This window comes from Flagellimonas sp. HMM57, assembly GCF_021390175.1.
Classification (GTDB): domain Bacteria; phylum Bacteroidota; class Bacteroidia; order Flavobacteriales; family Flavobacteriaceae; genus Flagellimonas.
The window spans coordinates 3,389,999-3,404,435 of sequence record NZ_CP090004.1 but is presented as its reverse complement, the minus strand read 5'-3'; the positions used below and the strand labels follow the sequence as shown (position 1 = coordinate 3,404,435).

The following is a 14,437-nucleotide window of genomic DNA, read 5'->3' as shown; positions in this document are numbered from 1 at the left end:
TGTAGTTAAAAACGAGTTAAACTCATGAAGCCAAAAATGAATTGAATTAGATTTGTTGATAGAAAAAGTTAAATTTTTATAGAATTATGAAAAGAATTGCCAATTTACTTCTAGTATCGGTTTTTGCAGGTGCAATAACATTAGGAGCTTACAAATTATTTTTTGAAAAAGACACCTATAAATGGGTTGCAGAAAACCAAGAAACACCTTTTATAAGTACCAGTGGTCTAACAGCATCTGCCAAAGGAGCGGGAATAAATGAAGTTGACTTTACCATTGCAGCGGAAAAAACAGTAAATGCCGTGGTCCACGTAAAGAACGTGACCATAAATAAAGGTTCCAATAGCATAGCAGATTTCTTTTATGGATTTGAACGTCAGCAAACCCCACAAGTGGGAACTGGGTCTGGCGTAATTATTTCACCAGACGGCTATATCGTTACTAATAACCACGTTATTGCCAAGGCAAGTCAATTGGAAATAACCCTGAACAATAACAAGACCTACGATGCCAAAGTCATTGGTGCCGATGCAAGCTCAGATATAGCGCTCTTAAAAATCGATGTGGAAAATGCACTGCCCTATTTGGCTTTTGGTGATTCGGACAATGCCAAGATCGGTGAATGGGTACTTGCGGTTGGAAATCCTTTCAGCTTGACCTCTACAGTAACCGCAGGAATTGTAAGCGCAAAAGCTAGATCATTGGGCAGAAATCAATCCTTCATACAGACAGATGCCGCAGTCAATCCAGGGAATAGTGGCGGTGCATTGGTAAATACAAATGGTGATTTAATTGGTATAAACACAGCTATAACCTCTCAAACAGGTTCTTACGTAGGTTACTCCTTTGCAGTACCTAGCAATATTGCAAAAAAGGTCGTAGAGGATATTATGGAGTTTGGTAACGTGCAAAGAGGGCTTTTGGGCATTCGTGCTGCAAATGCAAATTCTAGGCAAGCCATTGAAATGGGATTGAATGAAATCGAAGGAGTCTATATTTCTCAAGTTGAAGAAGATTCAGGAGCCGAAGCAGCTGGATTGCAATCAGGAGATATTATCAAAAAAGTTGATAATGTATTGGTACGCAAATTTTCTGAACTTACGGGATACCTATCCTCAAAACGACCAGATGACACTATAGAAGTTGTTGTGGATAGGGATGGTAAAAGAATTACAAAGAAGGTAACCCTTAAAAAGCAACAGACCATTCAATTGCCTACCGTTGGTTTTACGGTAAAGAATTTATCCAAGGAGGATAAAAAGATTTTTGGAGTAAGTGAAGGTGTCAAGATTATTGATGTCCCAGAAGGCTATAACCGTTACGACCTAAAAAACAAGGTAATCACTGAAGTGGATGACAAAGCAATAAGCGATATTGACGATGCGAAGGAACTTTTTGATGAAATTTCCAGATACGGCAGGACAAGTTTTACAATGATTAACGATAAAGGCGAAAAAGAACGCCTTATCCTTCAATAACACATATACAATCAAGTTAAAAATAGCACCCAAAATTGGGTGCTATTTTTATATATAAAATCTTTTACGAAAACGTTTGAAATATCTAATTTTGCCGAGCACTAAAAAAACAACATCTCCAACTAATAAGTATGAGTGATATTAAGTCTTACGAGAAAGAGCTTGCGTTCCAAGCGGATAGAAGAAAAGCCACTACGGAATTCATAAAAATTATCAGTGACCTTTGGTATGACAAAGCCATAGAAGTAGTACTATTTAAAAATCAAATCATAGATAAAAATGTAAGTGATATCATCAATCTTCATGAGTACGCTGGGGAATTTGTACAAAAGCCAATTTCAATCTTTGATTCGGTTGAAATTCTCAGGGCCATTAACGATATCAACTTACCTCCTTCAAAATTGGATATTGGAAAATTGACCTACGAATACCATTCTGACGATAACAATCATCTTAACGTTAAGTCATTCGTATTGGAAAAACTTAAAGATGCCCAAGCATCCAAAGAAATAAAACCAAAGGATGTTGTGCTTTATGGATTTGGCAGAATTGGCCGATTAGTTGCCAGAGAGTTGGTGGCCAAAACCGGTAGAGGAAGCCAGTTGAGACTCAGGGCCGTTGTTGTTAGGGGATTGATCAACAAAGAAGTTTTGGAAAAAAGAGCGGCGTTGCTAAAAACAGATTCCGTACATGGACAGTTTACGGGCACCGTGGATGTTGATGAGAAAAAAAATGCCTTGGTCATAAACGGTACAACAGTACTGTTCATTAGCGCAGACAAACCCGAAGCATTGGATTACACACAATTTGGAATCTATAATGCACTTGTAATTGACAATACTGGTGCTTTTAGGGATAAAACGGCACTTTCAAGACATTTGGAAGCCAAAGGTGCAAGTAGGGTACTGCTAACCGCTCCAGGTAAGGAAGTACCTAATATTGTCCATGGAGTCAACCATAAAGAGTTTGACCCCGATAAGACAAAAATATATTCGGCAGCATCATGTACCACCAATGCCATAACGCCAATATTAAAAGTTATTGAAGATTCCCTTGGTATAAAAAAAGGACATTTAGAGACCATACATGCCTATACCAATGACCAGAATTTGGTCGATAATATGCATAGTAAATACCGTAGAGGAAGAGCTGCAGCGCTAAACATGGTCATAACCGAAACCGGTGCGGGCGCCGCTGTTGCCAAAGCACTTCCCTCTCTGAAAGGGAAATTAACCTCCAATGCCATTCGAGTTCCGGTCCCCAATGGTTCACTGGCCATCCTTAATCTTGAAGTAAAGAACAAGACCTCCAAGGAAAGTATCAATACTATTTTAAAGAAGTATGCCCTTGAGGGCGACCTTGTGGAACAAATTCAGTATTCTTTAAGTAATGAATTGGTATCATCGGACATTGTGGGCGCTTCTGCACCTTCCATCTATGACAGTAAGGCTACCCTAGTGTCCGCAGACGGGAAAAGCTTGGTACTTTATATTTGGTACGACAACGAGTATGGCTATTCACACCAAGTAATCCGATTGGCAAAATACATTGCCAAAGTAAGGCGCTATACCTATTATTAGAGCCTAAATCTTTGCATATAATTTTTATTAAAAGATTTTTCTTTTCAATCTTAACTTTATTCGTGTAATTTCGCAGTTCCCTCAATCTAAATTTATACGCAATATTTATCATGAAACGTTTACAAGCATTTTTCACCCTTACCTTACTAATCACTTTTTTACCAATTTTAGCCCAAGACAACGAATCGGAATCCAGTTCTGACAATACGCTTGTTGGACAATTTCAACAACTTGAAAAAAAATCGGGTAATTACAGGGCAAACGGTGTTCGTTACGAAGTTGTACGCATAGGGGACTTAGCCAGAATCAAGAAGAATATTTTCGATTCCATTAATAGTGCCAACAAGTCCATAAAAGATTTGTCCGCTACCATAGAAAGCAATAACTCAAAAATAGAAGAGTTAAATTCCCAGCTTCAAGAGACTACCAATAATTTAGAGACCGTAACCGAGGAAAAAGATAGTATGTCATTTTTTGGGGCTTTGGTAAGCAAAGGAACGTATAACCTGATACTTTGGTCAATTATTTTCGCACTGTTATTATTCTTGTTGTTTTTTATCTACAGATTTAGAAACAGTAACTTTTTGACCCACCAAGCAAAAACGGCACTTGCCGATGTAGAAAAGGAATATGAAGAACATAGGCGGCGAGCGCTGGAACGTGAACAAAAAATTAGTCGTCAGTTACAAGACGAACTGAACAAACAAAAAAAATAAGCCAAAAACTCCCTTTTTAGGGAGTTTTTTCATTGATATCCTCATCAAAAAAATACAACAGGAAAGTTTTAGCTTTACGATATAATTATTTTGTATTATGAAGGTTAGAGGAGCAACCCTATCAGATGTAGCATTTATTGCCCCGTTATTCAATGAATACCGAGTATTTTATGAGCAAGAAACGGACTTAAGTGCTTCCAGAGCTTTTCTCGAAGCACGTTTGCGCAACAACGAATCAATCATTTTTGTAGCAATTAGTGAAGGGGAGATGATTGGATTTACCCAACTCTACAAAACCTTTTCATCTGTATCATTGCAACCTTATTATATTTTAAATGATTTATTTGTAGCGCAAGCGCACAGAAAACAAGGAGTGGGAGAAACACTACTAAACCATGCAAAAATCCATTGTGCCAAAAAGAATTATAAAGGCTTGGCACTGGAGACCGCTACAGATAATCCAGCGCAAAAATTATATGAACGCTTAGAATGGAAAAAAGATAATGACTGCTTTCATTACTTTTGGAAAAATACTATTGCACAATAACCCTTATTTTTGATGAATTTCTAAGATAGCCATGCGGATAGATATTATCACGGTTTTGCCAGAACTATTAAAAAGTCCTTTTGAAGCTTCAATCTTAAAAAGAGCTATAGAAAAGGGGCTGGTCGAAGTACATTTTCATAATTTAAGGGATTATTCAACGGGCAATTACAAGCAAGTGGACGACTATCAATTTGGTGGTGGTGCAGGAATGGTATTGATGGTAGAGCCCATAGATAAATGTATTACCGGATTAAAGGAAGAACGGGAGTATGATGAAATCATCTATATGACACCAGACGGAAGTACACTGAATCAAGCCATTTCCAACGAGATATCCCTAAAAAAAAATATCATAATCCTATGCGGCCATTACAAAGGAGTTGACCAAAGGGTACGTGATATGTTCATAACAAGAGAAATTTCCATAGGTGATTACGTACTGTCAGGTGGGGAGTTGGCGGCCGCGGTCTTTTGTGATGCTGTTATACGATTATTGCCAGGAGTCCTCAATGATGAAACCTCAGCATTAACGGACACATTTCAAGATAATTTATTGGCGCCACCCGTTTATACTAGACCATCTAATTATAAAGGCACAACTGTACCTGAAGTGTTGCTAAGCGGTGATTTCCCAAAAATAGAGAAATGGCGCGAAGAAAAAGCTTTGGAGCGAACTGAAAAACTAAGACCGGATTTATTAAACTGATATGGAAAATTCTCACACGCTATTTTATGCCATTGGAGGCATTCTGAACGCACTTGCACAACTGGTTGTTATTATAGGTTGTATTGTTTTGGTCACCAAACAGAAAAACACGGGCACTATTCTCATGTTGGTCGCAAGCATTCTTTCCCTGCTCTTTTTGATAGGAAACTTTGCTGGGAACATGATTGCTGGACATTATGGAACAGATGCTATTTTGCTGTTCAGTAAAATGACCGCAGTTTTGACACCACTCCCCTATGTTCTGTTTGCTGCCGGGCTATTAACTTACGGGGTGATGTATGTCAACAAAACAAAACCTGTAGCATAACCATTTAAAAATTTAAAAACATCTTGTCAATTCTAAATATTGCACTATTTTTGCAATCTCAAAATTAACCTCTGACGATGTCCGTGAAAGTTAATCTTGTTAAACGATAAAAAATATACCATGGAATCCTTAATAAAATTTGTTGAAGACGAATTTGTTCCAAAAAAAGATTTTCCAAAATTTTCTTCTGGTGACACGATAACTGTTTACTATGAAATTAAGGAAGGTGAAAAAACCCGTACACAGTTCTTTAAAGGAGTTGTAATACAACGAAGAGGGACTGGAGCTACAGAAACATTCACTATTAGAAAAATGTCAGGTACTGTTGGTGTGGAAAGAATTTTCCCAGTAAACATGCCAGCGCTTCAAAAAATTGAAGTAAACAAAAAAGGTAAGGTACGTAGATCTAGAATCTTCTACTTTAGAGAGCTTACAGGTAAAAAAGCCCGTATTAAAGAGATAAGAGGATAACTCAATAATCCTGCACTTATTAAAAAGCACCTGTAACAGGTGCTTTTTTTATGAACAATTGTTAATAACCAAAGTTCATAGTCTGTTGATTTTTAATCGCTTATAAAGTTTGCATACCTCCAACTTTATTTTAATTTAGTAAAAGAATAAGCAAGGGATGTATTTCTATTTCTTATTCTTTTAGAGTTAACGTTCTTTAAAACTGATGTTTTCCTTTTTAATTGGTAACACTACTAATCGAAAAAGAAATTCCATAAGTAGAGAAGCTTAGGTTGATTTAATTATGGAACGATAAATTTTATGTGCGGACGGAAGAGCGATTTTCTGTTTTGATAAAATTTAGAAAACAACAGACTAGTTTCGTAAAACATGGTTTGATTTAATAATTAAAGATATTTTGCGGAATAAACGTTAAAAGAGCAACGGATGCAACCAATGGTTGCGAATCTGTTGAAAAGCAGATAAAAATCTTTTAGCTCTTTTCAGAAAGCCATATCAATGTTCACACATAGATATGGCTTTTGTTATTTGTACTCCTCTAAATTCACACTTTAAGTTAAATCCCTTACACTTCCAACAGCCATAAATTGTATATTTGCACCGCTCAAATAAAAACACCTTAATGGCTAAAATTTTCTACACAAAAACTGACGAAGCGCCAGCCTTGGCAACATTATCTTTTTTACCAATAGTAAAAGCATTTACAAATACCGCCAATATAGACATAGAGACCAAAAATATTTCGCTTGCAGGTAGAATAGCAGCTGTATTTCCCGAGTTTTTGGACGATAACCAAAAAATATCGGATGATTTGGCCAAATTGGGCAGTTTAGCAAAGACCCCGGAAGCCAATATTATCAAATTACCAAACATAAGTGCATCCATTCCACAACTAAAAGAAGCCATTGCGGAACTTCAACAAAAAGGATTCAACGTACCCAACTATCCAGACGAGCCAAATACCGAAAACGAGAAGACCGTTAAGTCCAGGTATGATAAAATAAAGGGAAGTGCCGTAAACCCTGTGTTGCGCGAAGGAAACTCCGATAGAAGAGCGCCAAAAGCAATTAAAAATTACGCAAAAAAGAATCCCCACAGCATGGGCGAATGGTCATCGCAATCCAAAACCCATGTGGCCACAATGTCAGAAGGAGATTTTAAACACAATGAAAAATCTTTGACTTTAAAGAATGCTGACGATGTGCGTATTGAACTGTTCAATGCCAATGGCGAAGCGGCTGTACTAAAAGAAAGCACTCCGCTTCAAAAAGGGGAAATAATCGATGCTACGGTCATGAGCAAACGCGCACTTGTTGATTTTTTAACCCATGAAGTCGCAGCCGCAAAAAAGGATGGTCTTTTACTTTCCCTACATTTTAAGGCTACTATGATGAAGGTGTCCGATCCAATTATATTCGGTCATGCATTAAAAGCTTATTTCTCTGATCTCTTTGAAAAATATGGTGATGCTTTAGAAGATTTAGGAATAAATCCCAATAATGGTTTAGAAAGTCTGCTTGACAAATTGCACAAGTTACCAGAAGTAAAACGAAAAGAGATTGAAGCTGTAGTTGCTGAAAATATCAAAAATGGTCCAGATTTGGCCATGGTGAATTCAGATAAAGGAGTTACCAATCTTCATGTCCCCAGTGATATCATTATCGATGCTTCCATGCCGGCAATGATTAGAAACTCTGGAAAGATGTGGGACAAAAATGGACAACCTCAAGATACGAAAGCCATTATTCCAGATAGTAGCTACGCAGGAATTTATCAAGCTACCATAGACTTTTGCAAAGAACATGGCGCATTTGACCCCACAACCATGGGAACCGTGCCCAATGTAGGACTAATGGCCCAAAAAGCGGAAGAATATGGCTCCCATGATAAAACTTTCGAGATACAAAATTCTGGAACAGTTCGCGTGGTCAGTACAACGACCAATGAAGTTTTACTACAGCATAACGTTGAGCAAGGGGATATCTGGAGAATGTGCCAAGTTAAAGATGCACCAATCCAAGATTGGGTAAAACTAGCTGTTACCAGAGCTCGAGCGACCAATACACCTGCTGTATTTTGGTTGGATGAAGAAAGAGCCCATGACGCTGAATTAATTGGTAAAGTAACCCAATATCTGAAGCTTCACGATACCGAAGGATTGGATTTACGTATTCTCTCCCCTACCGAAGCTACCAAGTTCACCCTGGAACGCATAAAAGATGGAAAAGACACCATCTCAGTCTCTGGAAATGTGCTACGCGATTACCTTACTGACCTCTTCCCAATTCTGGAAGTTGGTACCAGTGCAAAAATGCTATCCATAGTTCCGTTGATGAATGGTGGTGGCCTGTTTGAAACAGGTGCTGGTGGATCTGCACCAAAACATGTACAGCAGTTTTTGGAAGAAGGACACCTAAGATGGGATTCGCTAGGCGAATTTTTGGCACTTGGTGTTTCCTTGGAACATTACGGTGAAAAAAATCAGAATAAAAAAGCTTTGGTGTTGGCAGAAGCCTTGGACAATGCAACAGAGAAATTCTTGGACAACGACAAATCACCTTCAAGAAAAGTGAACGAACTGGATACACGGGGAAGTCACTTTTACTTGGCATTGTACTGGGCAGAAGAACTGGCTAATCAGAATGAAGATAAAGAGCTTAAATCCTCTTTTACCAAGGTGTATGAGTCCCTTGATGCTAACCAAGATAAAATCACTTCAGAATTAATAGATGCACAGGGTGCTTCTGTTGATATTGGTGGATATTATCTTCCCGATTCGGATTTGGCATCAAAAGCAATGCGACCAAGTAAGACGTTCAATACCATTTTGGAGACAATCTCTTGATTTTTCACAATTTAAGGATTAAGAAACTGTTAAACCAGATAGTTTAATAGTATGATTGTCTATTTTAGACCCCAAAAAGCAACTTTAACACTTTGAAAAACAGCATATACCTCCTACTATCATTATTTCTACTAGCGAGTTGTGAAGAAGTAATCGATATAGAGTTGCCAACTTCTGAACCTAGATTGGTCATAGATGCCATAATAGGTTATAACCAAAATAATGGAGATCCAATTACTATTGGGCAGGTAAAACTTACCCTTACAGCACCTTTCCTTCAAGATGAAATACCGCCTGCAGAGAATGCAACGGTAACCATTATAGACGAAGAAAATGGACAATCTTTTCCCCTAGTAGAAAGTGACCCAGGTGTTTTTCAAAATGGGTTTCCTGATTTGGAGTTTGATAGGGAATACACCCTTATTGTGAATTACGATGGAGAAACCTACACAGCAACACAACAGTTGATACCAGCCCCGGTCATTAGTAGCGCTGTACAAGGAGACGGTTTTTTGTTCGATGAGGAAGAAGAGACCGAAGTGGTCATCACATTTACAGATACCCCAAACGAACGCAACTACTATTTGTTCTCTTTTGGGTTTGATAACTTTTTAGTTGTTGATGATGAATTTTTTGAAGGTAGTGATATTACATTTTCATATTTCTATGAAGATGTTGAACCTGGTGACCTGCTCACGATAACACTATTGGGAATCGATAAAAATTTTGCCGATTACGTTGACTTGGCCTTGGTACAATCTGGTGAGAATGGCGGTGGTCCGTTTGCAACACCCCCTGCCACCGTTAAAGGTAATATCTTAAATACGACAACCCCGGAAAATTTCCCTTTTGGCTATTTTAACCTGAGTGAGTTTGACACTGAATTATTGACCGTTGAATGAAATTAGATATCTCTTTTTCTATAAATCGCCCTGTTTCATTCAATAAATCGAAAAAACATAAAATGTCCAAAAGGCGACTGTTTCTTTTTCTCTCCTTGCTTGTTTGTGTTATCTCTATACAAGCCCAGAACAGATTCACGTTAAGTGGTACCATCACTGAAGCAAGTAGTAACGAGACCTTAATAGGAGTCACTATAGCATTTCCAGAACTAAAAACAGGCGTTACTACCAACGAATATGGGTTTTACTCCATCACACTGCCACAAGGTGAGTATGAAGTTATTGTTAGCTATTTGGGTTTTCAGGAGGTTCGTGAGACTATAAACCTATCCCTTAATATAAAGAAAGACTTTGAGCTCAATGAAGAAGCGGAACAACTGGACGAAGTTATCGTTTCTGAAAATCCAGAGCGTTTGGATATTGTAAAACCGCAAATGAGCGTAAACACCCTTGCGGTGCAGACCATAAAACAAATACCCGTGGTACTGGGCGAGGCGGATGTCATCAAGTCGCTACTTTTATTACCTGGTGTTTCCAATGCTGGTGAAGCTTCTTCAGGATTTAATGTACGTGGTGGTGCAGCGGACCAAAATCTTATTCTATTGGACGAGGCCATCGTATTTAACTCATCTCATCTTTTTGGGTTCTTTTCGGTTTTTAACCCAGATGCCATAAAAGATGTAAAACTGTTTAAAGGAGGTATCCCCGCTAGGTATGGCGGAAGACTTTCATCTGTTTTGGAAATATTTCAAAAGGAAGGCAACAGTAAGGAATTTAAGGTAAATGGTGGAATTGGTGCCGTGGCCAGCAGACTGCTCGTGGAGGGCCCTATTATAAAGGATAGAACGGCTTTCTTGGCAGGTGGTAGGGCTTCATATGCACACTTGTTTTTACCCTTTTTTGATATTGACAACAAAGCCTACTTTTATGACCTGAACACCAAAATCAACCATAAGATCAACGATAGGAACAACATATTTTTATCGGGTTATTTTGGGCGTGATTTGTTCAGCATCAATGACAGCTTTGTAAATACCTACGGTAATGCCGTAGGGAACTTTAGATGGAACCATTTGTTCTCGGACAAATTGTTTTCGAACCTGTCCGTAATCTATTCCGATTACTTCTATGGCCTAGAACTTGATTTTGTAGGTTTTGAATGGGATTCGGGGATTCAAAATTTCAACCTAAAGTATGACCTCAAACATTATATCAACGATAAGTTTCAGTTGAATTATGGATTGAACAATATATACTATGTATTCAATCCCGGTGAAATAAAACCCAACAGGGAAGATTCCGGAATAGTTGCAGACCAGCTTACAAAAAAATATGCAAACGAGGCTGCTGCGTATGTTGATGTGCAGCACAAAGTCTCAGAAAGACTGAGCCTTAACTATGGGCTTCGGGTCAGTCATTTTAACCGATTGGGGCAAGATGAATTTTTTGTTTACGAAAATGACAATGCCGTCATTTTTGATCCTTCTATTGGGATATATAGAGAAGGAACACCTATAGATACCATAAGTTCCAGCCGGGGCAACAGCTTAGATACGTTTACCAATTTTGAACCAAGGATATCGTTATCCTATAATTTTAACGGAAAAAGTTCCGTTAAGGCAAGCTACACACGATTAGCACAATATTTACATCTACTTTCCAATACCAACTCCCCTACTCCCTTAGATGTTTGGACGCCCAGCGGGCCATTTGTGGAACCCCAATTATTGGACCAGTATGCCATAGGCTATTTTCAGAATATAAAAGATGGCGAATTCGCCTTGGAAACCGAGTTGTTTTATAAGGATATCCAAAATAGAATCGATTATATAGATGGTGCAAACTTGATTGCAAACGATGCCATTGAACAAGTAATCTTAAATGGAGAAGCCCGCGCTTATGGGTTGGAAATCTTATTTAGAAAGAACGAAGGGCGTTTTAAGGGGTGGTTGGCCTACACACTTTCAAAATCAGAGCAGAGGACACCTGCAAGAACCTCATCAGAAACGAACGGAATATCACCATTGGAAACCGGTATTAATTCAGGGAAATGGTACAATACGCCTTATGACAAAACCCATGATATTTCGGTATTTGGTAGTTTTGATATAAACGAGAAATGGAACTTTAATGCAAACTTTGTGTACCAAACGGGCCAACCTACAAATTATCCCATAGGCCAATTTGAGTTTCAAGGGATTACCATTCCATTTTTTGGAGAACGTAATGTAGAGCGTTTACCCGCCTACCATAGATTGGACATTTCGGCGACGTTGACCCCAAAAAGAAATAAGAGAAAAAAGGTGCAGTCAGAATGGGTATTTAGTATCTACAATGCTTATAATCGTATGAATGCGGCTTCCATTAACTTTAGGGAAAATGAGGACAGTGGTAGAAATGAAGCGTTGAGAACTTCGATATTTGGAATCATTCCAGCTGTGACCTATAACTTTAGGTTTTAATCAGTTTCCATTTGCTATTAGAAAACTTGGTATAACAACAAAATCAATATTATTCCAACCGCCCCTTGTAAAAGGGTTCCCAAGGTGTGTCCTTTTAAGGCATTTTTTACATCAATGTTCGAAAACTGCGAAACCACCCAAAAATAGCTATCATTGATATGGGATACGGTCATGGCCCCAGCCCCTATGGCCAATACTGCAAATGCCTTGTCAGTAGCTCCAACCAAACCAAAAGTCTCCAATAAGGGCGCTATGATGGCCGAGGTAGTAATAATAGCTACCGTAGAAGATCCCTGCGCCGTTTTAAGCACCATGGCAATAGTGAATGCTATCAAAAGACCACCAATCCCGGAGCTGGATTCGAAATTAATCACTGAAGCAATATCTATTGTTCGTAGAACAGCGCCAAAAGCGCCACCGGCACCAGTTATCAGTACAATGAGTCCAGCTAGCTTAAAAGCTTCGGTAACCCAGCCTTTCTTTTGCTTCGCAGGTACTTTTCTCCCTAGCGAAACAGCCAATACAACCCCTACCAAAAGTGCAATGATGGGATTGCCCAAAAAGTTGAAAACATCAAAAACCAGTTCCTGTCCCAATGGATATGTTGGGTAGCTTACAATGGATTTCATGGCAATGAGAATAATAGGTATGATAAGTGGTAAAAAGGCCTGAAAAGGTGTAATGCCAAAATCTTTCTCAGCATCATCGGCAGCAACAACTTTATCAGTAACTTCTTCCTTTAGGGACTTTCCAATAAACCGCGCCCAGAAATACCCTGTCAACGATACGGGTACCGAAACCAACAGTCCAAAAATCAAGACCATTCCCAAATCAGCTTCCAAAATTGCTGCTGCGGCCAAAGGACCTGGTGTTGGCGGAACAAACACATGCGCTGCATACAATCCGGTTGCAAGGGATATCGCAAAGACCAGCACGGGAATTCCTGTTTTCTTGCTGATGGCCTTGTTCAAAGATGAAAGGATAATAAACCCTGAATCACAAAAAACGGGTATTGAAATTAAATAACCAGCTAAGTTTATAGCCAGCGGTGACCTTTTTAATCCTACTAATTTTAACACATAATTTGCCAATACCTTTGTACTCCCGGTTCGCTCCAGATAAATGCCGATAACTGTTCCAAAAGCAATAACAAGACCAATGCTCGACAGTGTTTTTCCAAAACCTTCGCCCAATGTATCCATAATATCCTTGGGGGAAAGTCCAAGTAAAAATCCTGTGGCTACCGCAGCTATCGTTAACGAAAAGACAGGATGCATTTTAAACTTGACAGTAGCGAGAATAATAAATAGAATAACTACGGCCAGTACAATGATTTCCATGTTTGTTTTTTGAAAAATACCTACTAAATATAAGGTAATATTCCTATTTTAGTTCTGCATGAGGACAGATAAGGAACTTCTGATAAAAGGGCTTAAATTTCTTGGCTATACGGTCGCAGTTATGTTTTTGGCCCCTTTTGTCATATCCCAAGCTTTTAAAAACCAAGATCATCCCGCTTACATTCCCGTTCTGGTCCTTGGACTGTTATTGGCCATTGTTGCAATTGGCCTGGGGTTTTATTCCATCAAGATTTTTATGGATGCAATCTTTGGGAAGAAAACGAAAAGTTAATTCTTCTTTCCAGAACCTTTTTTCCATTTGTTGCTCAACTGTGCGTAATCATAATCCAAAACGGATTCCTGGCGTTCCAGTTTTTGAGCGGCAAACGCGCGCTGTAAAATATCTTCGATCAAGTAATCTTCATGAATACGGTCTGGGTGGAATTCTTCTTTTATGCTGATTTTAAAGGCCTTTGCCGTAGTATTGTACCAAAATGCACGCCAACCGTTGCGTAATTCCTTTACCAAATTGAAAGCAGTTTTACCAGTTTGACGATAAATCAATTTAATCAATATTTGTCCTTCGGTGCGGGTTAATTTTTTCAGTTTCCCGGAAAACTCGCCCTCAATATACTTTTGCACCGTCTTCGTATACTTTTTGCGATGACGCTTCTTTTTGATTTTCGCCAAGCTGTCGTTCAATTCCACTAAACGTTCTGCTGCCAGCTTAGCATATGGATATACTTTTAGGGTTTTGCGTCTAAGAATGTAGTATCGTAGTTTCTCTTTTCGGTCTGCGAATTCAAGTTTGCCAAATAAATAGACTTCGCCTATTTCGATAGAGCTACGAAGAATAGAATCACCTTCAAACCTTATGTAATAATCAGTAACCGAATCTTTTTCAACTTCTTGGGAAAAGCTTAGTGAAAAAAACAATGAAAAAATTATAACAAAGCTGTAACGAAACATTCGTACTATTTAACAAAAGTCCTGCCAAAATTAAGGATAAACACAGTATTTGGCTATTAAATAAAAGTGAATATTGTTATGTTTGTGGACTAA

General features: G+C 38.5%; 13 protein-coding genes. 11 read left to right on the top strand and 2 right to left on the bottom strand.

Annotated features, from left to right (window positions below):
• The first annotated feature begins 86 nt into the window (after positions 1–86).
• The 10 genes from LV716_RS15085 to LV716_RS15040 all read left to right on the top strand — a co-directional run bounded on the left by LV716_RS15085 (position 87) and on the right by LV716_RS15040 (position 12,035).
• Positions 87–1,478, top strand: a complete 1,392-nt coding sequence (locus LV716_RS15085; protein WP_163418613.1) for a S1C family serine protease — start codon at positions 87–89, stop codon at positions 1,476–1,478.
• 131 nt (positions 1,479–1,609) lie between these two features.
• Positions 1,610–3,058 (top strand): glyceraldehyde-3-phosphate dehydrogenase, encoded by a 1,449-nt coding sequence (locus tag LV716_RS15080; RefSeq protein ID WP_163418612.1) that lies wholly within the window; start codon positions 1,610–1,612, stop codon positions 3,056–3,058.
• Positions 3,059–3,168: 110 nt separating this feature from the next.
• On the top strand, positions 3,169–3,774 hold the full coding sequence (locus LV716_RS15075) for a tRNA (guanine-N1)-methyltransferase (protein WP_163418611.1): 606 nt from the start codon (positions 3,169–3,171) through the stop codon (positions 3,772–3,774).
• 97 nt (positions 3,775–3,871) lie between these two features.
• On the top strand, positions 3,872–4,321 hold the full coding sequence (locus LV716_RS15070) for a GNAT family N-acetyltransferase (protein WP_163418610.1): 450 nt from the start codon (positions 3,872–3,874) through the stop codon (positions 4,319–4,321).
• Positions 4,322–4,352: 31 nt separating this feature from the next.
• Positions 4,353–5,027, top strand: a complete 675-nt coding sequence (trmD, locus tag LV716_RS15065) for a tRNA (guanosine(37)-N1)-methyltransferase TrmD (RefSeq protein ID WP_163418609.1) — start codon at positions 4,353–4,355, stop codon at positions 5,025–5,027.
• A gap of 1 nt (position 5,028) precedes the next feature.
• On the top strand, positions 5,029–5,355 hold the full coding sequence (locus LV716_RS15060; RefSeq protein WP_163418608.1) for a hypothetical protein: 327 nt from the start codon (positions 5,029–5,031) through the stop codon (positions 5,353–5,355).
• A gap of 120 nt (positions 5,356–5,475) precedes the next feature.
• Entirely contained in the window at positions 5,476–5,826 is a 351-nt protein-coding gene (gene rplS / locus LV716_RS15055; protein WP_163418607.1) for a 50S ribosomal protein L19, read from the top strand.
• A gap of 622 nt (positions 5,827–6,448) precedes the next feature.
• Positions 6,449–8,671 carry an NADP-dependent isocitrate dehydrogenase gene (locus LV716_RS15050; RefSeq protein ID WP_163418606.1) on the top strand — a complete coding sequence of 741 codons (2,223 nt, stop codon included), beginning with the start codon at positions 6,449–6,451 and terminating at the stop codon, positions 8,669–8,671.
• 92 nt (positions 8,672–8,763) lie between these two features.
• On the top strand, positions 8,764–9,573 hold the full coding sequence (locus tag LV716_RS15045; RefSeq protein ID WP_163418605.1) for a DUF4249 family protein: 810 nt from the start codon (positions 8,764–8,766) through the stop codon (positions 9,571–9,573).
• Positions 9,574–9,635: 62 nt separating this feature from the next.
• On the top strand, positions 9,636–12,035 hold the full coding sequence (locus LV716_RS15040; protein ID WP_163418604.1) for a TonB-dependent receptor: 2,400 nt from the start codon (positions 9,636–9,638) through the stop codon (positions 12,033–12,035).
• A 17-nt stretch (positions 12,036–12,052) separates the two neighbouring features.
• On the opposite strand, the gene LV716_RS15035 is transcribed toward LV716_RS15040, so the two are convergent.
• Complete coding sequence (locus tag LV716_RS15035; RefSeq protein WP_163418603.1) at positions 12,053–13,375, bottom strand: GntP family permease; 1,323 nt, start codon at positions 13,373–13,375, stop codon at positions 12,053–12,055.
• A gap of 58 nt (positions 13,376–13,433) precedes the next feature.
• Between LV716_RS15035 and LV716_RS15030 the strand changes: the two genes are divergently transcribed.
• Complete coding sequence (locus LV716_RS15030) at positions 13,434–13,667, top strand: DUF6095 family protein (RefSeq protein ID WP_163418602.1); 234 nt, start codon at positions 13,434–13,436, stop codon at positions 13,665–13,667.
• On the opposite strand, the gene LV716_RS15025 is transcribed toward LV716_RS15030, so the two are convergent.
• Positions 13,664–14,344 carry a DUF4294 domain-containing protein gene (locus tag LV716_RS15025; protein ID WP_163418601.1) on the bottom strand — a complete coding sequence of 227 codons (681 nt, stop codon included), beginning with the start codon at positions 14,342–14,344 and terminating at the stop codon, positions 13,664–13,666. The genes LV716_RS15030 and LV716_RS15025 overlap by 4 nt on opposite strands.
• Between the last annotated feature and the right edge of the window lie 93 nt (positions 14,345–14,437).